Genomic DNA, 20,019 nt, shown 5'->3' with positions numbered 1-20,019 from the left:
TAGTTGAATTGTTCATATTACCTCTCAATTATCATAGATTCTTAGAAAAAGTTATTACTTGCTAGTGTTAATGAAGCCAGACCAAATTTCAGTTAAGTTCCTTTTATAGGAGCTGAAAGATAGAAAAATGAACTTCCTTGAAGCCAAACAATCCATAAAGGAGTAAAAATCAATTTATAATCCATTAACGATATTCATGCAAGAGTAAAACACCCGCAAAATGTCTTTTATAGACATCGAAGTTGGAAAAAGGCGGGAAAATGGCGAAGCTTGCATCCGAAGTTACTGATAAGCTGGTTGGTCAGCGTATCCAGATGCGCAGAAAAGAACTTGGCATGACTGCACAGCAATTAGCCGAGTATGCGGATATTTCCCAACAACAACTATCTCGTTATGAAAGAGGAGCCAATAAAATCAATGTCGCACATCTTGTAAATATTGCCATAAAAATGAATACGCCAATTGGTTGGTTTTTCATTGATTGCTTTGATGAGAATTCATCTGGTAATAACGAACAACCAGAATTTGTTCCAGTGAAAGATGTAGACCTAAAGAGTAGATTTGAACAAATTTGGCCTCGTTTAACACATGAACAACGCAGGGTTTTAATCATGTTCTTGGATGAATACGCTTAATAAATTTATCTTTCAATAAAAATTTTAGACAGATATCTGTTCTTATCATTAAAGTTTTACTCTAGTTTCTAAATCATTTGTAGTTCGTTGATTAAAAATCACCATTAACCTTCTGTCCAATTCCCTAACAATATCTATGCTTTTGCTCGTAACATTCCACATGGAACAGCAAAAGGAAGCTGCTCACAAGATCTTCAAAACTCATTTTTTTGTGCAGCACCTACGAAACTTTTCACATGGAAAACCTGAAATTTCCGTTACTGAGCTTTTGTTTTCAAACCCAGAAATTTCAAAACTTTTAGAAGCTCGAAAGTTTCGAAAGTTTTAGAAGCTCTAAAGTTCCGAAACTTTCAAACATCTAATAAACCTTAAAATTCAATAGGTTATGTCTTTTTTCCTCGTTCAATCTGCAAAACTGTAAATCGTTAAGGTATCAATCCGATGCGCTTTTATGTGGATTCAAACAATGTCGAATCAACGCCTAATTAAGATCAAAACTGTTCTAGAACTATGTGCAATTTCTCGGGCAACACTCTACCGACAAATCGAAGCAGGTGCGTTTCCTCGGCAAGTTAGCCTAACCGGAGTACGCGCAGTTGCATGGCGAGAAGAGGAGGTTTTAGAGTGGATAGCTGAGCGTCTCAAAGTGCATTAACCACGCTCTGATTACTTTTCCTCTAATAGCCCGTTATAGACACACATATATATTAGTAGATCACTAACAGTTAGGGTAGATAATTCCCCCTTAAAACTTCTTTTTATTACCAAGTTCATCAAGAATTATTTATTAAATAATACAATCATCCATCCGGAGATGGATCTATTAGCCTTAAGGATTAATAATGCTGCTCAATAAAAAAAATATAGACACATGTACTTCATTACCAATTGGGAAAGACAAAAATGGTAATCTACTAAAAATAAGGATAGATAAACTCACCATCGTAAGTAGCTTTATTAACAAAGAAGAGAAAAACAAAACATACGCAAAACTAAAAAAAATAAGACAGAAGATAAAAAGCAAATATTTAATAAAGTACATCAAGAATAAGGAAGAGATGCCATACAAAAGTGCATTATTAATAAGAGAAAGAAAAAAAGAATCCCCTTTATTATTGCGCATTGATTACGCACCAATTAATAAAAACACTGGAGGTATACGATTTGATTTCTACCCACAATATCTTACTCCTAAAAAGATTGACCAGTTATTATCATGGATGAACTTACAACTAGGGGAAATAGTTTATCATTTGCTAGCAAGAGCATGGGTTACGCGAATTGATGTTGCCCTCGACCTTTATGAGCGATACCTACATGATTACATATGGGAATTACGTCAAGCAGGAAAAACGAAATATTTTAATGAGGAAAATAGTTTACCAGGCGTTCAACTTGGCAGTAACCGGTCTAAAATACATTTACTCTGCTATGAAAAGTTAGATGCGTTTAATGATAAGTGTGTAATACGGGAGAAAAATAGCGATCTAATCAAAATTAATTTCAATACACATAAGAAATTCTTGCGAATAGAATCACGATACATGCCTAATTCTAGACCAACAAGCAAAAATGGTAATCCACTAATGCTTAAAGATATTCTCAAAATGGAAAATCCCTTTATACGTTTACAAGTCTATTCGAAAGATTTAACGCATCACTTATCAAAAAACGAATATATTGTCACAATCCCGCCAGAACCTAGCACATATGCGCTGAAATGCTGCATCAAGAGAGAAATGAAATATTCTAGAATTCCTAGGGATATTCAAAGAATTTTCATAAAACATCGAATCTCTTTCTTTGAAAAAGACATTATTTGGGAAAGTTGGCTAATATGTGTTAAACAATTGAGTGGAATCTTCACAATTGCATTAGCATATAAGGATAGGGGTGATTAGAGAAAGTTCATTTGGACATGCTTAAGCTGTTGTGCTTTCCATGACAGCTTAAAAAATCAGATACATATTATTTTGAATGCCTTTTTGATAAAATGCTAGATGCTAAACTATCTTTGAAAAAGATAAAAACAGAGGATGAAAATAATATTATCTGGAATATTCCAAGATATATGTTAGGTTTGAAAGCCATTGCGGCATATACAAATAGCGAAGAGAATATGAAAAGAATTCTTAACGCTAGATAATAAGTGAACCTTCTACCATCTATTTTTTCCCCACAAATAGGTATAACTCTAGAAACTTTATATGCACATTGACCGAACACTACCGCTGACATTAGTGACCAATCAGTAGTTAGTAGTAATGAAGAAAGAATCGATGCTAAAGATGTGGAGTTTTTTATTACCGTAATAAATATCAACCCAAGAAAAGGGATTATCAAAAAAATAGCTTCTCCATAGATATCTGCAAGCATAGATTTTTTTTCTTCAGGAGTAACTTTAGAAAAATTCATCTTGCTTTCCTCTACTTCTTACTATATCTATAATCTCAACTATTTTGGCATTCTTGATTTTTAAAGTTTTCTTTTTCTTATGGTCTTTAGAAGTAATTTCATCATACTCTACCACTGCCTCCATAAGATCCTTAGGTCCAATAGGATCAATAATCCCAGATTGATAATCATCTAACCAATTGCTATTTACAACCTTCGCTGAAAATTTATTCTCAGTAGTTAATTCCTCTAATCGCCAAACTGTATTTCCTTTATTGACAGGAACATGGACATAAAACTTTGATTTTCTTTTATGATGTTTTACTTCACTTTGGAACATATCAATTACGTTGTCATTAAAAACAAAATTCTTATTTAGCGTTTTGAATGTCGTGTGACTTGTTTCTCCCGGATAACCTCTTCCAATAGAGGCACTTTCATCCGAAAGAAGTTTTAGATTTAGATCTGAATAATCAGATAGAACTTTACCTAGTAGTTCAACATCAATGAAGGGTTCTATTTTTATTTTTTGATCAGTACTACTAACGATAAATTCTGATAAATCATTTGATATCTTATTTAAATCCTCTAATGTTGAAATCTCGGAATTACTATCTAAGTAGTTAGCAAGCTCTTGTGCTGAATTAAAGATAAAGTCATTCCATTTAGAAAATCTACATTTAATCCACGCTATTGCCGATCCATCTTGCAGGCTGACTAAATCAAATAAAGCGCAATCCTTTTCATTAATAGAATCTAACGCTATTAAACCAATATTTCTATAAAATTTCACATATTCACTAAGGATAACCAGAACATCCTCAGGATTCTTACGGTTTTCGCTGTAATCAAATCTTATCGCTAAAGAGATGTTCTCCATTCTAATCCTTTTCCTCAGAACATTTAAACAAAAGAGGAGAACTCTCCTCTTTTAATATTTATTAATTATACGCTTATTATTCTTTATTTTTACGTTGCCTGACAATTTTGGCCTTAGCTATTATTGCGGAAAAACTGACAGCCATCTGAACTGATTGTGTTTTATTGATACATTCATTTAGCATTCGCCCCAGTGTTACATCATCAAAATTTGAATTTATTACTACATCTGTAATGCTATCAAGCCAATCTTTTGGGTCAGCTTCTCTTCCGAAAAGATCACCTTGCTTTACAATAACGTTAGTTTTAGTAAAAGATTCATCCTTGGAATCATTTTCTTTTATAACTTCACTCTTGGTGGCTTTAGCTCTTGGAGTAAAATCTGGCAACTGACTTTCATGTATCTCTCTAATGCTATCAGATTTTCTTTTTACAAGGATTGTTTGACCAAAAGGCAATTTAAACCACTGCCAACAAGCATTATTTGCTTCATAATATCGCTCATCAATATTAGTCAACATGCCCAATCCAACTAAGGCAAAATTATTCTCAACTATTCCCACGGCATCGTTTTGTTTATACGGCGGAATCCAACTTTGTATTTTAGGATACTCAAAACTTCGTTGACTATTAGATCCCTCAATATTTGCTAGTCGCATAGATTCAGAAATTAAATATTCACGATCCTGTAGAGGCCATGTAACCTCCTGTTCTGAATAAGCTCCTAAAAGAGCTCCACACATACTAGCGATAGTATCAGTGTCACTATCAATCTCATTTGCAGCACATACTAAAGCATTTTCAATATTATCGCGCTGGTAAATATAAGCTAAGACTGCTGATACTAAAGCTGTTTTTATACCTGAACCACGGTATCGATCTGTTAAGCAACCAGTGATCTCTAGAATTCTTCGATATGCTTTCTCTTTATTATCATGAAGAATCGAAGTAATATTTTCTATATCATTCAATATTTCTTCTTGGCATTTATGTATTGAATCATCTAACGACAATTCATTATTGCTCTCCCACTCTGCTAACCAGAAAGAAGACAATTGAGAGTCCATTCTAATTAAACTTGGAATAATAGAAAATGATTCTATATATCTTTTCCAGTCCCGAATGTTAGGTACTTTATTATATAATAATATGTCTAATAAAGTTTTCGCATGGAATATTGCACCACAAAAACCATGAGGGTGTCCATGTGTAACTAAAGAATCCTTAAGCACATCTAGAAGTATTTCATCTTCCGAACGGCTACCACTTGAAGACCAAACATGCGGTTGGATACGCATGGCTGCGCCATTACCACCGCTAGTAAAATAAGACTGCCGGCCAGTGGAGTAAAAATTATTGAACCAATTTACCGTTCTTTTTGCTAAATTTTGCGCAGCAGTTTTAGTCCCTACACCGCCACCTAAGGCATAACTAGGCCATACAGTAAGTTCAATTTTCGCAAAATTTTCTACGTCAAAAAAACCGTTACCTCTGATTGACCGGGATACAGCTAATCTGAGCTGGGTATCATCGGAGTATGTGCCTGCTGGCAAAGCGACTTTGGGGCCGCCTCGACCGCCTACAATCCGGCTCCATGCAACTGGCTTACTAAGTCGCTGTGAACCGATGCGCCTTTCCAGCCCCGCTTTTCCGTTTACGAGCTCAGAGATCCAACCAATTGAATCCCCAGCAGCAGCCCATAATGAAGAGTTAACAATATTTTTAGGCACGGCTTTACGTCGAGCAAAGCTATGATTTTTTTCGTATTCTTCACTCATCAATTTGGTATCCCCTCAAATTTAGCTGGTGAAATGCACACTTCAACATATTGGTCATGGAACTCTGCGAGCCACCCCCCTACAATATCATATTCTTCTTCTGTCCTTACATAGATACGTTTTAGATGTTTCACCGGCACACCTGCAGGGTACAAAATTTCAGCCTGCTCACAAGTTGCTAGGTGGCTACCACGATTTAACCTCTTTGCTTTCCAAATGCCATAGTAGCCATCTTTCCGTTTAACTTCGTCAGAAAACAGATTTTCAAATCCTTCTGCCCCTTTTTTTCGTTCACAGTAAGGATAGGCATTATTTGTGGTTGCAAAGTATACATTCTCATGCGTCATTATTATTGGATCAAATGACAATATTACCCAGAAAATATTTTTCCCTTCATGCCATTTATTTTTTGACACATCAAAATATCTTCTATTAATTTCAGATAATGATAGGTTAACAAAGTCAATCCAGTTTTCACTTTTATCAAAATATTCTGAATGCTCAGGTCTAACCTCAGCATTATTAAAAATAATATATTGTAAAAGCTCATTTTCTGGTAAACGATGGCGAGATAAAAGCAAATCACATGCAAGGGTACCAAGCAGTCCTTTATTAGTAGTGAAATGCACTACTTCATTAACACCTCTTCTTTCATATGTTTCTTTTTCCATTATAAGATCACCTCAGTGAATGTCCCTTGGGAAAAAAATCTAATTAAATCTGATTCTTCTCCATATTTATAACCTATAATTACATCTTTCTTAGCTCTCGCAATAGCTACAGCAAGCAGTCGCCTTAACACAAGTAATTGATCATCGATCAATTCTTCTGGATAAACTGTACTCTCGTCACTTAACCCAAGAATAAAGACATAATCAAATTCAAGTCCTTTGGCTGAATGGAACGTTGAAATGGCAACGTTAACCTCTTCATCATCTGGCCAACAATCAGCTCTTGTAATATCAACAAAGGAAATTCCACTTCTTGTCAAATTTGACTTTAGATATCCAGACCAACCTTTAGGATGTAAGAAAGCTACAGTTTCGGATGTCAGATCTACATTATTTTTTATGTATTCTAAAGCATATTGGACTTGATTGTTATAAAAACCAACAATCACTTTCGGTAGGTTTCCTGATGAATTAGCTTCATTTAAATTTGGTAATGCTCCATCCGCCTCAACATTAATTCCTGATATAACTGATGCTGCGAACGCAGCTATTTCTCTTGTATTCCTATAGTTCGCTCTGAGAATATGAGAACGCTCAGGCCTTACATCATAACCAGCTTCTGCCCATGTATACCCTCTTGCATAAATTCGTTGAACTGTATCGGTTACAAAGGTAGCCGTATGATGTTCGCCTAAATGATGTTTAATAGCTCGTAGTTGATTTGCTGTAAAATCCTGACATTCATCGACCACTACGATTTCATAACCCAAGCAATCAACTTCTTCTCTCATTGCTACAGCAATGTCATTCCAGTCTACGGCATTGTTTTGTTGTAATTTTCCTTTATATGGGGTCACTACCTCGTCTAAAATCCTCTGACGGACTGTTCTTTCTACTCTTGGACTAATACCTCTGCCTGTTCTCTCCGCTGTAATGTAATCAGCTAAATTCTCTGGTTTGAATCTTCCAAGAAGATACTCAACTTCATTCACAACATAATCATGAGATAAGGAATCGATAGCGCGGGCGTAAGAATATAGGAGACCACTTGAATAACTTATAATTTCTTTCTCTGGCCTAACATTGTGATATGCCCACTTACTAAACGTACTTATTTCCAATTCAACGTCAATGGTATTAGGTAGTTGACTATGCACAAGTTCTGTTATATATCCAGCTAGTGTTTTATTGAAAGTTAATACCAGTATTTTTACAGGATCTGTATTTCCCTCTCTCTGATGTCTTACATTAAACATGTAGCATAGGGATTTTAGCCTCAGTAAGGCCGTTGTGGTTTTCCCACTACCTGCGGCCCCACAAATAACTTCTACCCCCTCTCTGTTCTGTCCAACCAATGAAAGCTGTTCAGGTGTAGGTCTTATGTTACTCAATACCTTCATGCAATCTCCTTATTGGCTAACAACAAATTTTTTAAGAAAAAACTCATTGCATTCATTAAGGATACTTCTCCGTTTTGGCCTTTTAGGTCAAGTTTTTTTTGCTCGTATGTGAGCCCCCCTTCAATGCGTTGATTATTTTGGATTTTCCAGACGTTTTTCATTGGCCAACCCCATGGTAGGTGCACTTACCCGACGGTTTGGACTTAATCATGCTACCTTAGTTGATATCAATGGCTAATATCATGTACATAAGGGTGTACTTAAAAGACGGCAACTCAAAATAAAATCCAATAAAAACAATACACTAATGCAAAATTCAACATTCAGATTCAGAATATCGAGTGATGCCGTATAAGCCTGCGTTCAGCAGGCTTTTTCTTTTTACGTATACGCTAAACGCTGCTCCGCCGTAATGAGCCCCATCTTTTCTAGCTGAATAGCCACCGCACGCGCAGAACGTCCAAACTCACCGCCTAAGGCTTCAATAGCCTCACTTTGCCCAAAACGTTCCGCCAGGATTACTTTCTCTTCTTCAGTCCAGGGGAAGTAAGACTTTGCCGGGCGCCCCTCTGCAAGGTTACGCTGCTGTTTTTCCTCCGGCGTCAGCTTTGTTTTTTTCTGTTTTTCCGGCGTAGCCGACAGCTCCTCTATCAGGGCAAACAGTATTCGTATTGCTTCCGGCTTATTTGCTGTCGATTCGGCGGTCAAAATCTCTCCTGTCTCTGGATGGATGCCGTTCGCTAGCGCTTTTAACATCGCCAGTATTTTCATCGACCCTCCTTAAATAATTTTACTAATCCATTTATCAAAAAAATAATCAAACAAACTTCAACACAGAAGGAACAAACCTTCATTTTTGGATAAATAAAACTAATCATTTTTCATTCAACTTAGAAAATCTCAATCGTGATACAGCACACAAAACGTTACCCTCCACCTGTTTTCTGAGGGGACAGACATGCTGCTACACATCCTTTATCTGATTGGTATCACGGCGGAAGCCATGACCGGGGCGCTTGCCGCCGGCCGCCGCCGCATGGATACGTTTGGCGTCATTATCATCGCAACCGCTACGGCACTGGGCGGAGGTTCAGTTCGCGATATTCTGCTTGGCCACTATCCCCTCGGCTGGGTGAAACACCCCGAGTACGTTGTGATTGTTGCCATCGCGGCGGTACTCACCACTATCATGGCCCCGGTGATGCCACACCTGCGTAAACTCTTTTTGGTACTTGATGCGCTGGGTCTGGTTGTTTTCTCTATCATCGGTGCTCAGGTTGCCCTTGATATGGGTGAAGGCCCTATCATTGCGACCATTGCCGCCGTGATCACGGGAGTCTTCGGCGGAGTGCTGCGAGATATGTTCTGCAAACGCATTCCACTGGTGTTCCAAAAAGAACTGTATGCCGGTGTCGCCTTTGCTTCGGCCGTGCTTTATATCGCACTTCAGCACTACGTTAGCAGCCATGACGTCGTGGTGATTGCGACCTTATTATTCGGATTCACCGCTCGGTTGCTTGCGCTTCGCCTGCGCCTTGGCCTGCCTGTCTTTCATTACAAGCACGCCGATCACTGACGGCTAAACCCCTGAATGTTGTACTGGCCCAGGAAGGTGGCCAGGGCAACAACCTGTGGATGTTTCATAAAATCCATTAACTGCTTTGCCCGCTTAAGCCCCACGCCGGGCAAAGTTTGCCAACGTGATAGCGTCCAGTCTCCCAGTTGATACCAGCGCTTATCTTTGATGGCTTCATGCGCACTTCGCGGCAGCGGCATTCCTAAAGCCATCACCCAACGAATAAACGGCTGCTTTCGGGATAAAGAAAATTGATGCCATAGCAGCTCGGTTTTTTTCGAAGAGAATCCGGGCAAAGCTGACACCTCTTCTCTGCTCAGCGTCAGCCATGAAAAAATATGCTGAAGCCGCGTGCGCATGTGCAAATGCCGCCAGGTACTCTGGCTTACTCCCGCTAAATCAAGCACGGGCTTTTGGCTCATCCATGTAAGACGGGCAATAAATTGTTCTGCACACTCTGCGGATGAATAAAGGCAGCTGACTGGAGTAAATGAAGCCATTTCTGGTATTGATGTTTCTCGCTGGCTGACGCGCCAGACAACCTCGTCCACACGAGGTATTCCTTGACCCGCCAGGCTGATTTTCACTTTGTCACCGGCCACGACATCCCATTCTTTCCAGCGTTTTAGCGAGCCAATGTTCACCCGCCGAACACGTTTATCGTCGAGCTGCACCTCCTCCAGCTCAAGCACGACGGATACCTTGCCGGTACGCCCAACGGCAAAATCAACGTTACGGACTTCGGCGATTTTTTCTGCAGGAGGATATTTCCAAGCTACGGCCCATTCTCCCTGGCCTGGTTGCCAGAATGTAGACTGGGGTTCACGTTGCTGGCGAATCACAACCCCATCCGTGACAAAAGGAAGTGGTTGGTTAAACCAGCTATCACGCAGACGGGTCACCTCGTCAATATTGGCTACCGGCATGGACCAGGCCGCGGTGAGTGAAAATCCCTCATCACGCAATATCTTTCCCTTTTCGACCATACCTTCAGGACCCGCCGGCCAGGCCCATATAAATACGCCCAGAAGGTTCGGCTCGCTAACGGGTCCCGTACGCAACATCTCCCCGGCAACTTTAGAACGCGCATTTATGCCCCCCATCTGGCTTTGAATATGGCCGTCTCGTTTCAGGAAAAGTTCTCCCTGCAATACGCTGTTCGCAAGTGGCCCAGAAACCTGAGGAGGAATTGCAGCAATACCGGCAGCTTTATGCGTCCAGTCCTCTCCCTTTAGGCCATCGCCGCGGCTGAGCATTTTCACCAACCGGCCCTGTTGATAGACCAGCGTTATCGCCACGCCGTCAATTTTGGGCTGCACCCATAACCCCTGACGCCCTTTCCCCCATAGAGCAACAGCTCGTTTATCCGGCAACTTTTTGAGTCCGGTATGTGCAACAGGATGAGGGAAGCGCCCTGCGGAGCCCATCCTGACGGGTTCTCCATCTATTCCCGGCTTAACACAACGCCGCCATACGGAGAGTGTCGCCTGCAAGTTGTCGTAAACCGCATCACTCACCAGGCTTTTTCCCTGCTGAAAGTAAGAGTCATCCAGAATGGCGAGCCGCTTCGCCAGACTTTCAATTTCTGTCTGTGTTCTTAGCGCTGACCATGCCGGGCACGAGGCCGACACAGTGGCCGTGACGTTAAGTAAAACAACGCTCAGTACTAATGCTATCCCTTTCATGTTGCCCCCATTATCTTTCTCAGCGGAGGTATAACCAGGTACTGCATTTTTCACGAGCGAGAATTACTCCTCACGCGAGATCGCGCCCTAAAAACCTGTTTTGTTACATAGAAAGCAGCAAAGAAGTGGAAAACATCGCGTAAAACACGAGAAAAAAAGCGCCAGCCGATGACAAAATCTACGTACCACGGCGGCGGTGTGTATAATATGCCGGTAGACGCTCTTCCCTTTATGCATACCGATTAAGTTAGAACTCATGGCTCAAGGCACGCTTTATATTGTTTCCGCTCCAAGTGGCGCGGGTAAATCCAGCCTCATCCAGGCTTTGTTAAAGACACAACCGCTGTATGACACCCAGGTTTCCATCTCTCATACCACTCGTGGTGTGCGCCCTGGTGAAAATCACGGGGAACATTACTTCTTTGTCAGCAAAGACGAATTTCAGCAGATGATCGCTGAAGACGCTTTTCTTGAGCATGCGGAAGTGTTTGGTAACTACTACGGTACGTCGCGTCGCGCGATTGAAAACGTCCTGGCAACCGGCGTGGATGTATTTTTGGATATCGACTGGCAGGGTGCAGAGCAGATTCGTCAGAAAATGCCTCAGGCCCGCAGTATCTTTATTCTGCCGCCGTCAAAAGACGAGCTTGACCGCCGCCTGCGTGGCCGCGGCCAGGACAGCGAAGAAGTGATTGCAAAACGCATGGCGCAAGCCGTTGCGGAAATGAGTCACTATGCGGAGTATGATTACCTTATCGTTAATGACGACTTCGATACCGCCCTGTCTGATTTAAAGATAATCATTCGTGCCGAGCGTCTACGAATGGGTCGCCAAAAGATGCGACATGACGCTTTAATCAGCAAACTATTGGCAGACTGATACCAGTTTCAGTATCATGCCCAGTCATTTCTTCACCTGTGGAGCATTTTAATTATGGCACGCGTAACCGTTCAGGACGCTGTAGAGAAAATTGGTAACCGTTTTGACCTGGTACTTGTGGCCGCGCGTCGCGCTCGTCAGATGCAGGTTGGCGGTAAAGATCCGCTGGTACCGGAAGAAAACGATAAAACGACCGTTATCGCACTGCGTGAAATCGAAGAAGGGTTGATCACCAACCAGATTCTCGATGTGCGTGAGCGCCAGGAACAGCAAGAGCAGGAAGCCGCAGAACTGCAGGCCGTAACTGCTATTGCTGAAGGTCGTCGTTAATTAGCCTGCGGGTAGCCCTTGTATCTGTTTGAAAGCCTGAATCAGCTGATTCAAAGTTATCTGCCAGAGGAGCAAATTAAGCGCCTCCGGCAGGCATACCTTGTCGCACGTGATGCTCACGAGGGACAAACTCGTTCAAGCGGTGAACCCTATATCACCCATCCAGTCGCCGTTGCCTGTATCCTGGCCGAGATGAAACTCGACCATGAAACGCTCATGGCAGCGCTTCTGCATGACGTGATTGAAGATACCCCGGCCACCTACCAGGATATGGAACAGCTGTTTGGCAAAAGCGTTGCCGAACTGGTGGAAGGGGTTTCTAAGCTAGACAAACTGAAGTTCCGCGATAAGAAAGAGGCTCAGGCCGAAAACTTCCGCAAAATGATCATGGCGATGGTGCAGGATATCCGCGTCATTTTGATCAAGCTTGCTGACCGTACCCACAACATGCGTACGCTCGGGTCACTGCGCCCGGATAAGCGTCGACGCATTGCCCGTGAAACCCTCGAAATCTACAGCCCACTCGCTCACCGCCTCGGTATTCATCACCTGAAAACCGAACTGGAAGAGCTCGGCTTTGAAGCGCTTTACCCAAACCGCTACCGCGTCATAAAAGAAGTGGTAAAAGCGGCGCGCGGTAACCGCAAAGAGATGATTCAAAAGATCCTCTCGGAAATCGACGGGCGTTTACAGGAAGCAGGCATCCCCTGCCGCGTAAGCGGTCGCGAGAAGCACCTTTACTCCATTTACTGCAAGATGACGCTCAAAGAACAGCGTTTCCATTCGATCATGGATATCTACGCGTTTCGCGTCATTGTCCACGATATGGACACCTGCTATCGAGTCCTCGGGCAAATGCACAGCCTCTACAAGCCTCGTCCGGGCCGGGTTAAAGACTACATCGCCATTCCGAAAGCGAACGGCTATCAGTCTCTGCACACCTCAATGATTGGGCCGCACGGCGTCCCGGTTGAAGTGCAAATCCGTACCGAAGACATGGATCAGATGGCGGAAATGGGGGTCGCTGCGCACTGGGCTTATAAAGAACAGGGCGAAAGCAGCACTACCGCGCAAATTCGCGCTCAGCGCTGGATGCAGAGCCTGCTGGAGCTGCAGCAAAGCGCCGGTAGTTCGTTTGAATTTATCGAGAGCGTAAAATCCGATCTGTTCCCGGATGAGATTTACGTTTTCACCCCGGAAGGCCGCATTGTAGAGCTGCCCGCTGGCGCGACGCCGGTGGACTTTGCCTACGCCGTGCATACCGATATCGGCCACGCTTGCGTCGGCGCTCGCGTCGACCGCCAGCCGTACCCGCTTTCACAGTCTTTGACCAGCGGGCAAACTATCGAAATCATCACTGCGCCTGGCGCGCGGCCAAACGCCGCATGGCTCAATTTTGTCGTCAGCTCGAAAGCTCGCGCCAAAATTCGCCAGATGCTGAAAAACCTTAAGCGTGATGACTCCGTAAGCCTGGGTCGCCGTCTGCTCAACCATGCGCTGGGCGGTAGCCGTAAACTGGCAGAAATTCCGGCGGAAAATCTCCAGCGTGAGCTGGACCGCATGAAGCTTGCGTCTCTTGACGATCTACTGGCTGAAATTGGCCTCGGTAACGCGATGAGCGTGGTGGTGGCGAAAAACCTGCAGGGTGAATCGTCGATTACCGCTCAACCCGGTACTACGGCATCGACAGGCCACAGCAATTTACCGATCAAAGGCGCCGACGGCGTATTGATCACCTTCGCTAAGTGTTGCCGCCCAATTCCAGGCGATCCTATCGTCGCTCACGTCAGCCCGGGCAAAGGGCTGGTTATCCACCATGAATCCTGTCGAAATATTCGTGGCTACCAGAAAGAGCCTGAGAAGTTTATGGCCGTGGAGTGGGATAAAGAGACCGAGCAGGAGTTCATCACCGAGATCAAGGTGGACATGTTTAACCACCAGGGCGCTTTGGCGAATCTCACCGCGGCAATCAATACCGCTGGCTCTAATATTCAAAGCCTGAATACCGAAGAGAAAGACGGCCGAGTGTACAGCGCCTTTATTCGTCTGACAGCCCGGGATCGCGTCCATCTGGCTAACATCATGCGCAAAATTCGCGTGATGCCGGATGTGATTAAAGTTACCCGCAACAGAAATTAGTGTTATGAATCCTCAACGTTATGCGCGTATTTGCGAGATGCTCGCCAGACGCCAGCCGGACCTGACCGTGTGTATGGAGCAGGTGCATAAGCCCCATAACGTCTCCGCCATCATCCGTACCGCCGATGCCGTAGGCGTGCATGAAGTGCACGCCGTTTGGCCCGGAAACCGTATGCGCACCATGGCGTCTGCCGCTGCAGGAAGCAACTCCTGGGTTGAAGTCAAAACGCACAAGACTATCGGCGAGGCCGTTACTCAGCTAAAAAGCAGCGGAATGCAGATTCTGGCCACTCATCTTTCCGATAAAGCCGTCGATTTCCGTGAGATAGACTATACCCGCCCAACCTGCATTCTGATGGGGCAGGAAAAAACCGGCATTACCGAAGAGGCGCTAGCGCTTGCTGACCAGGACATCATCATCCCGATGATTGGCATGGTGCAGTCGCTGAACGTCTCCGTTGCCTCCGCGCTGATTCTGTATGAAGCTCAGCGCCAGCGTCAAAATGCAGGCATGTATCGCCGCGAAAACAGTACGTTACCGGAATCAGAGCAGCAGAGATTGCTGTTTGAAGGCGGTTACCCTGTGCTGGCGAACGTCTCCCGCCGTAAAGGCTTACCGTACCCACATGTGAATCAGCAGGGTGAGATAGAAGCTGATGCCGCATGGTGGGCAACGATGCAGTCAGCGAAGTAAGCCATGAAAGGCCGCCTGCTGGATGCCATACCGCTAAGCACGCTTGCCGGAGTGGGTGCCAGCCAGAGCGGCAAGCTGGCCAAAATTGGCCTGCACACGATTCAGGATTTACTGCTGCACCTGCCGCTTCGCTACGAAGACCGCACCCATCTCTACCCCATTAACGACCTCCAACCCGGCCTTTACGCCACGGTGGAAGGTGAAGTGCTGAACTGCAATATCTCCTTCGGCGGCCGCCGAATGATGACCTGCCAGATTAGCGACGGCACCGGCATTCTTACCCTGCGCTTCTTTAATTTCAACGCGGCGATGAAGAACAGCCTTTCCACCGGAAAGCGCGTGCTCGCTTACGGTGAAGCCAAACGCGGTAAATACGGTGCCGAGATGTTCCATCCTGAATACCGCATTCAGGGGGATCTCAGCACGCCGGATCTGCAGGAAACACTCACGCCGGTTTACCCGACCACGGAAGGCATCCGCCAGGCCACACTGCGTAAGTTGACCGATCAGGCGCTTGAGCTGCTGGATACCTGCGCAATTACCGAGCTTCTGCCCGCCGAGCTGAGCCAGGGCATGATGAGCCTGCCGGAAGCGTTACGCACCCTGCACCGCCCGCCGCCGGACATGAAACTGGCCGATCTCGAAACCGGTAAGCATCCTGCGCAGCAGCGGCTGATCCTCGAAGAACTGCTGGCCCATAACCTGAGCATGCTGGCACTACGCGCCGGGGCACAGCGTTACCATGCGCTGCCGCTGGGCAATCACGACAAGCTAAAAAACCAACTGCTTGCTGCCCTGCCCTTTAAACCTACCGGGGCACAGGCGCGAGTCGTGGCAGAAATAGAACGCGATATGGCGCTGGACGTCCCCATGATGCGCCTGGTACAGGGCGATGTGGGTTCCGGTAAAACGCTGGTTGCCGCACTTGCCGCGCTGAGAGCTATTGCTCATGGGAAGCAGGTTGGCCTGATGGCACCTACCGAGCTGCTGGCAGAACAGCACGCCAATAACTTCCGTCTGTGGTTTGAACCATTAGGCATCGAAGTGGGCTGGCTTGCCGGAAAGCAGAAAGGGAAGGCCAGAATTGCGCAACAGGAAGCCATCGCCAGCGGTCAGGTTTCAATGGTGGTCGGCACTCACGCTATTTTCCAGGAACAGGTACAGTTTGCCGGACTGGCGCTGGTTATCATTGATGAACAGCACCGTTTTGGCGTTCATCAGCGCCTGGCGCTGTGGGAAAAAGGCCAGATTCAGGGCTTTCACCCTCATCAGTTGATCATGACCGCGACCCCTATTCCGCGCACGCTGGCGATGACCGCCTATGCCGACCTTGATACTTCCGTTATTGACGAGCTGCCGCCGGGACGAACGCCGGTCACCACCGTTGCGATAGCCGATACCCGACGGGGCGAGATAATCGAGCGCGTACGCAGCGCCTGCCGCGACGAGAAACGCCAGGCTTACTGGGTTTGCACGCTGATTGAAGAGTCTGAACTGCTGGAAGCCCAGGCGGCAGAAGTCACCTGGGAAGAGCTCAAAACCGCGCTGCCGGAGCTTAATATTGGCCTGGTGCACGGGCGTATGAAGCCGCAGGAAAAACAGGCGGTGATGCAGGCCTTTAAGCTAGGTGAACTGCATCTTCTGGTCGCCACCACGGTGATTGAAGTCGGCGTGGATGTGCCCAACGCCAGCCTGATGATTATTGAAAACCCCGAACGTTTAGGGCTTGCGCAACTCCACCAGCTGCGCGGCCGCGTAGGCCGTGGCGCGGTGGCCTCTCATTGCGTGTTGCTGTACAAATCCCCGCTATCCAAAACGGCGCAGCTTCGCCTGCAGGTGCTGAGAGACAGCAACGATGGCTTTGTGATTGCGCAAAAAGACCTGGAGATTCGAGGGCCTGGCGAGCTGCTTGGAACTCGCCAGACGGGTAACGCAGAATTCAAAGTGGCCGACCTGCTGCGGGACCAGGGGATGATCCCGCAGGTTCAGCGCCTGGCGCGCCATATTCACGAACGCTATCCCGAACAGGCTAAGGCGCTGATTGAACGCTGGATGCCGGAAACCGAACGCTACTCCAACGCTTAAGCAAACAGCGGCAGCATCAAGAACAGCTTGATCACCACCGCATTCACGATGTCGATAAAGAACGCTCCCACCATCGGCACCACCAGAAACGCCATATGCGACGGGCCAAACCGCTCGGTAATTGCCTGCATGTTAGCGATAGCCGTCGGCGTGGCGCCCATGCCAAAACCACAGTGACCGGCGGCCAGCACCGCCGCATCGTAATTTTTGCCCATAAAACGCCAGGTCACAAAGATGGCATATAGCGCCATAAACAGCGTTTGAACGGCCAGAATAGCCAGCATAGGCAGCGCCAGAGAAGCCAGCTCCCAAAGTTTAAGGCTCATTAACGCCATCGCCAGGAACAGCGACAGGCAAACGTTGCCCAACACCGAAACCGCACGCTCGTAGACGCGGTAAAACCCCACCGCCGCCAGTAAATTACTGAGAATGACGCCGACAAACAGCACGCAGACAAACGTCGGCAGCTCAAACAGCGTCCCCTGCAGCAATCCGGCAACGACGCGTCCGGCCGTCAGGCAAATGGCAATCAGGGCAATAGTTTCAATCAGCACCAGGGACGTAATGACACGCCCTACGTCAGGCTTTTCAAACGCGCCGGGAATTTCATTATCATCCGGGGCGCCATTCGGCGTAGAAGAATGCCTCACCAGATAGCGAGCAACCGGGCCGCCAATTAACCCCCCCAGCACCAGGCCAAAGGTCGCACAGGCCATGGCAACCTCCGTCGCATTCTGGAAGCCATAGCGCTCGGTAAAGAGCTTGCCCCAGGCCGCACCGGTACCGTGCCCGCCGGATAAGGTTATCGAGCCTGCCAGCAGCCCCATCAGCGGATCGAGCCCCAGCATGCTGGCCATACCGATGCCAATAGCGTTCTGCATCACCAGCAGCCCAACGACGATAAGCAGGAAAATCCCCACCACCTTCCCGCCCTTGCGCAAGCTGGCGATATTGGCGTTCAGGCCGATAGTGGCAAAGAAAGCGAGCATCAAAGGATCTTTGAGGCTCATATCAAACTCAATTTCCCAACCCATACTTTTTTTCAGGACCAGCAGCGCAACGGCGACCAGCAGCCCACCAGCGACGGGTTCAGGAATGGTGTACTTCTTGAGAAAAGGGACGGAGTGGACCATTTTACGCCCCAGAAGCAGGACTAACGTAGCGGCCACCAGAGTAGAAAGGGTATCAAGATGAAACATTGCAGTGCTCCTTTATTGCGCATCCATTAGTCGCGCGCTTAATTATCCTTTGCTGTTTTTCCGTCATTCGTGAAATCAGCCGGCACATTTTAACCAAAAAACGCGTATCAGTTATAAATAATGACTGATTTATGACATTTCACTCTTACCTTCACATGCTGGCAATCGTTTGCTTTTACCGTTCAGTCCGTTAAAATCAGCGCTTTTCCAGCCACGAGATAACGCCTGATGTCCGTCAATGCCGTAGAGTCAGAAAATGCGCAACCGGTTGCGCAGACTCAACCGAGCGAACTAATCTATCGCCTTGAAGATCGCCCGCCGCTTCCACAAACGCTTTTCGCCGCCTGTCAGCACCTGCTGGCTATGTTTGTGGCGGTGATTACCCCGGCATTGTTAATTTGCCAGGCGTTGGGGTTACCGGCATCAGACACTCAGCACATTATCAGCATGTCTTTGTTTGCCTCTGGCGTGGCTTCGATTATTCAAATCAAAGCCTGGGGGCCGGTAGGTTCAGGCCTGCTGTCGATTCAGGGCACCAGCTTTAACTTTGTTTCACCGCTGATTATGGGCGGTATGGCGCTAAAAAACGGCGGCGCGGACGTGCCGACGATGATGGCCGCGCTGTTCGGTACCCTGATGCTTGCCAGCTGCACGGAAATGCTGATTTCTCGCGTCCTGCACCTGGCCCGTCGCATTATTACGCCGCTGGTTTCCGGCGTGGTGGTGATGATTATCGGCCTGTCGCTGATTCAGGTTGGGCTAACTTCTATCGGCGGCGGCTACGGCGCAATGGCTGACCATACCTTTGGCGCGCCGAAAAACCTGCTGCTGGCGGGCGCGGTTCTGCTGGTTATTATCCTGCTAAACCGCCAGCGTAACCCTTACCTGCGCGTAGCCTCGCTGGTTATCGCAATGGCCGTGGGCTATCTGCTGGCCTGGGCGCTGGACATGCTGCCTGCCACAACTCAGCCAGCTAACACCGACCTTATAATGGTACCAATGCCGCTGTATTACGGCCTTGGCATCGACTGGAGCCTGCTTATCCCGCTGATGCTGGTCTTTATGGTGACCTCGCTGGAAACCATCGGCGATATCACCGCCACCTCTGACGTATCAGAGCAGCCGGTTTCTGGCCCACTTTACATGAAGCGCCTGAAGGGTGGCGTGCTGGCAAACGGCCTCAACTCCTGCGTTTCTGCCGTGTTCAATACCTTCCCTAACTCCTGTTTTGGTCAGAACAATGGCGTCATTCAGCTAACCGGCGTTGCCAGCCGCTATGTCGGTTTTGTTGTCGCGCTGATGCTGATCGTGCTTGGCTTATTCCCGGCGGTCAGTGGCTTCGTGCAGCATATCCCTGAGCCGGTTCTTGGCGGCGCAACGATTGTGATGTTCGGCACCATTGCGGCCTCCGGCGTACGTATTGTTTCCCGCGAACCGCTAAACCGCCGCGCGATTATGATTATCGCCCTGTCGCTCGCCGTGGGTCTGGGCGTCTCCCAGCAGCCGCTGATTTTGCAGTTTGCACCAGACTGGCTGAAAACCCTGCTTTCCTCGGGCATTGCCGCGGGCGGGATCACGGCCATTATTTTGAACCTGGTTTTCCCTCCGGAAAAAGCGTAACTCCCTCACGCGCCGGCGGCTGTTTTTGCCGGCGCGAAACCTCCTTTGACAATC

General features: G+C 46.7%; 19 protein-coding genes. 10 read left to right on the top strand and 9 right to left on the bottom strand.

The window, feature by feature from the left end; genetic code table 11:
- Window positions 1-260: 260 nt before the first annotated feature.
- From HX778_RS21185 to HX778_RS21175, 3 genes are all read left to right on the top strand, one after another.
- Window positions 261-635, top strand: coding sequence for a helix-turn-helix domain-containing protein (locus tag HX778_RS21185; protein WP_176982994.1), 375 nt, complete (start codon window positions 261-263; stop codon window positions 633-635).
- Between the two features lie 451 nt (window positions 636-1,086).
- Window positions 1,087-1,290 carry a helix-turn-helix transcriptional regulator gene (locus HX778_RS21180; protein ID WP_370527409.1) on the top strand — a complete coding sequence of 68 codons (204 nt, stop codon included), beginning with the start codon at window positions 1,087-1,089 and terminating at the stop codon, window positions 1,288-1,290.
- Between the two features lie 187 nt (window positions 1,291-1,477).
- Entirely contained in the window at window positions 1,478-2,536 is a 1,059-nt protein-coding gene (locus HX778_RS21175) for a hypothetical protein (protein WP_176982992.1), read from the top strand.
- A gap of 67 nt (window positions 2,537-2,603) precedes the next feature.
- On the opposite strand, the gene HX778_RS21170 is transcribed toward HX778_RS21175, so the two are convergent.
- From HX778_RS21170 to HX778_RS21140, 7 genes are all read right to left on the bottom strand, one after another.
- A complete protein-coding gene (locus tag HX778_RS21170) occupies window positions 2,604-3,050 on the bottom strand; it encodes a hypothetical protein (RefSeq protein ID WP_176982991.1) in 447 nt (148 codons plus the stop codon).
- Window positions 3,037-3,909, bottom strand: coding sequence for a hypothetical protein (locus HX778_RS21165; protein ID WP_176982990.1), 873 nt, complete (start codon window positions 3,907-3,909; stop codon window positions 3,037-3,039). Before HX778_RS21165 ends, HX778_RS21170 begins: the two co-directional genes overlap by 14 nt.
- Window positions 3,910-3,985: 76 nt before the next feature.
- Window positions 3,986-5,686 (bottom strand): ADP-ribosylglycohydrolase family protein, encoded by a 1,701-nt coding sequence (locus tag HX778_RS21160; RefSeq protein ID WP_176982989.1) that lies wholly within the window; start codon window positions 5,684-5,686, stop codon window positions 3,986-3,988.
- Complete coding sequence (locus HX778_RS21155) at window positions 5,686-6,357, bottom strand: DarT ssDNA thymidine ADP-ribosyltransferase family protein (RefSeq protein WP_176982988.1); 672 nt, start codon at window positions 6,355-6,357, stop codon at window positions 5,686-5,688. Before HX778_RS21155 ends, HX778_RS21160 begins: the two co-directional genes overlap by 1 nt.
- The gene (locus tag HX778_RS21150; protein ID WP_176982987.1) at window positions 6,357-7,757 is read right to left on the bottom strand and encodes a UvrD-helicase domain-containing protein; all 1,401 of its coding nucleotides are present in this window, start codon (window positions 7,755-7,757) and stop codon (window positions 6,357-6,359) included. The genes HX778_RS21155 and HX778_RS21150 overlap by 1 nt, the downstream gene beginning before the upstream one ends.
- On the bottom strand, window positions 7,754-7,918 hold the full coding sequence (locus HX778_RS21145) for a hypothetical protein (RefSeq protein WP_176982986.1): 165 nt from the start codon (window positions 7,916-7,918) through the stop codon (window positions 7,754-7,756). Before HX778_RS21145 ends, HX778_RS21150 begins: the two co-directional genes overlap by 4 nt.
- A gap of 220 nt (window positions 7,919-8,138) precedes the next feature.
- Window positions 8,139-8,528 (bottom strand): hypothetical protein, encoded by a 390-nt coding sequence (locus HX778_RS21140; protein WP_176982985.1) that lies wholly within the window; start codon window positions 8,526-8,528, stop codon window positions 8,139-8,141.
- Between the two features lie 187 nt (window positions 8,529-8,715).
- Between HX778_RS21140 and HX778_RS21135 the strand changes: the two genes are divergently transcribed.
- Complete coding sequence (locus HX778_RS21135; protein WP_038477194.1) at window positions 8,716-9,333, top strand: trimeric intracellular cation channel family protein; 618 nt, start codon at window positions 8,716-8,718, stop codon at window positions 9,331-9,333.
- Here the strand turns inward: HX778_RS21135 and ligB are convergent.
- Window positions 9,327-11,018: an NAD-dependent DNA ligase LigB gene (gene ligB / locus HX778_RS21130; protein WP_176982995.1), complete on the bottom strand. Its 1,692-nt coding sequence runs from the start codon at window positions 11,016-11,018 to the stop codon at window positions 9,327-9,329. The two genes, HX778_RS21135 and ligB, sit on opposite strands and share 7 nt — an antisense overlap.
- Window positions 11,019-11,274: 256 nt before the next feature.
- On the opposite strand from ligB, the gene gmk reads away from it, so the two are divergent.
- Genes gmk through recG form a run of 5 tightly spaced genes read left to right on the top strand, consistent with a single transcriptional unit; the run spans window position 11,275 to window position 17,146 of the window.
- Window positions 11,275-11,898 (top strand): guanylate kinase, encoded by a 624-nt coding sequence (gmk, locus tag HX778_RS21125; protein ID WP_038477197.1) that lies wholly within the window; start codon window positions 11,275-11,277, stop codon window positions 11,896-11,898.
- Between the two features lie 54 nt (window positions 11,899-11,952).
- Window positions 11,953-12,228 carry a DNA-directed RNA polymerase subunit omega gene (rpoZ, locus tag HX778_RS21120; RefSeq protein ID WP_008457417.1) on the top strand — a complete coding sequence of 92 codons (276 nt, stop codon included), beginning with the start codon at window positions 11,953-11,955 and terminating at the stop codon, window positions 12,226-12,228.
- A gap of 18 nt (window positions 12,229-12,246) precedes the next feature.
- Window positions 12,247-14,367: a bifunctional GTP diphosphokinase/guanosine-3',5'-bis pyrophosphate 3'-pyrophosphohydrolase gene (gene spoT, locus HX778_RS21115; protein WP_038477200.1), complete on the top strand. Its 2,121-nt coding sequence runs from the start codon at window positions 12,247-12,249 to the stop codon at window positions 14,365-14,367.
- Window positions 14,368-14,371: 4 nt separating this feature from the next.
- On the top strand, window positions 14,372-15,061 hold the full coding sequence (trmH, locus tag HX778_RS21110; protein WP_038477203.1) for a tRNA (guanosine(18)-2'-O)-methyltransferase TrmH: 690 nt from the start codon (window positions 14,372-14,374) through the stop codon (window positions 15,059-15,061).
- Window positions 15,062-15,064: 3 nt separating this feature from the next.
- The gene (gene recG, locus HX778_RS21105; RefSeq protein WP_176982984.1) at window positions 15,065-17,146 is read left to right on the top strand and encodes an ATP-dependent DNA helicase RecG; all 2,082 of its coding nucleotides are present in this window, start codon (window positions 15,065-15,067) and stop codon (window positions 17,144-17,146) included.
- Here the strand turns inward: recG and gltS are convergent.
- Window positions 17,143-18,345 carry a sodium/glutamate symporter gene (gltS, locus tag HX778_RS21100; protein ID WP_038477209.1) on the bottom strand — a complete coding sequence of 401 codons (1,203 nt, stop codon included), beginning with the start codon at window positions 18,343-18,345 and terminating at the stop codon, window positions 17,143-17,145. The genes recG and gltS overlap by 4 nt on opposite strands.
- Window positions 18,346-18,573: 228 nt before the next feature.
- Between gltS and HX778_RS21095 the strand changes: the two genes are divergently transcribed.
- Window positions 18,574-19,965 (top strand): NCS2 family protein, encoded by a 1,392-nt coding sequence (locus tag HX778_RS21095; protein ID WP_038477212.1) that lies wholly within the window; start codon window positions 18,574-18,576, stop codon window positions 19,963-19,965.
- Window positions 19,966-20,019: the final 54 nt, after the last annotated feature.

This window comes from Cedecea sp. P7760 (assembly GCF_013386425.1).
In the GTDB taxonomy this organism is placed as follows: Bacteria; Pseudomonadota; Gammaproteobacteria; order Enterobacterales; family Enterobacteriaceae; genus Cedecea; species Cedecea selenatireducens.
Note: the sequence above shows the minus strand (reverse complement) of the source record. Positions and strands in the feature narration are given on the sequence as shown.

Coding starts and splice junctions, on each gene's coding strand:
- HX778_RS21155 (WP_176982988.1), bottom strand. CDS start 6,357: ATGGAAAAAGAAACATATGAAAGAAGAGGTGTTAATGAAGTAGTGCAT.
- HX778_RS21160 (WP_176982989.1), bottom strand. CDS start 5,686: ATGAGTGAAGAATACGAAAAAAATCATAGCTTTGCTCGACGTAAAGCC.
- HX778_RS21175 (WP_176982992.1), top strand. CDS start 1,478: ATGCTGCTCAATAAAAAAAATATAGACACATGTACTTCATTACCAATT.
- HX778_RS21150 (WP_176982987.1), bottom strand. CDS start 7,757: ATGAAGGTATTGAGTAACATAAGACCTACACCTGAACAGCTTTCATTG.
- HX778_RS21170 (WP_176982991.1), bottom strand. CDS start 3,050: ATGAATTTTTCTAAAGTTACTCCTGAAGAAAAAAAATCTATGCTTGCA.
- HX778_RS21165 (WP_176982990.1), bottom strand. CDS start 3,909: ATGGAGAACATCTCTTTAGCGATAAGATTTGATTACAGCGAAAACCGT.
- HX778_RS21185 (WP_176982994.1), top strand. CDS start 261: ATGGCGAAGCTTGCATCCGAAGTTACTGATAAGCTGGTTGGTCAGCGT.
- HX778_RS21140 (WP_176982985.1), bottom strand. CDS start 8,528: ATGAAAATACTGGCGATGTTAAAAGCGCTAGCGAACGGCATCCATCCA.
- recG (WP_176982984.1), top strand. CDS start 15,065: ATGAAAGGCCGCCTGCTGGATGCCATACCGCTAAGCACGCTTGCCGGA.
- ligB (WP_176982995.1), bottom strand. CDS start 11,018: ATGAAAGGGATAGCATTAGTACTGAGCGTTGTTTTACTTAACGTCACG.
- HX778_RS21135 (WP_038477194.1), top strand. CDS start 8,716: ATGCTGCTACACATCCTTTATCTGATTGGTATCACGGCGGAAGCCATG.
- rpoZ (WP_008457417.1), top strand. CDS start 11,953: ATGGCACGCGTAACCGTTCAGGACGCTGTAGAGAAAATTGGTAACCGT.
- HX778_RS21145 (WP_176982986.1), bottom strand. CDS start 7,918: ATGAAAAACGTCTGGAAAATCCAAAATAATCAACGCATTGAAGGGGGG.
- trmH (WP_038477203.1), top strand. CDS start 14,372: ATGAATCCTCAACGTTATGCGCGTATTTGCGAGATGCTCGCCAGACGC.
- HX778_RS21180 (WP_370527409.1), top strand. CDS start 1,087: ATGTGGATTCAAACAATGTCGAATCAACGCCTAATTAAGATCAAAACT.
- gmk (WP_038477197.1), top strand. CDS start 11,275: ATGGCTCAAGGCACGCTTTATATTGTTTCCGCTCCAAGTGGCGCGGGT.
- HX778_RS21095 (WP_038477212.1), top strand. CDS start 18,574: ATGTCCGTCAATGCCGTAGAGTCAGAAAATGCGCAACCGGTTGCGCAG.
- gltS (WP_038477209.1), bottom strand. CDS start 18,345: ATGTTTCATCTTGATACCCTTTCTACTCTGGTGGCCGCTACGTTAGTC.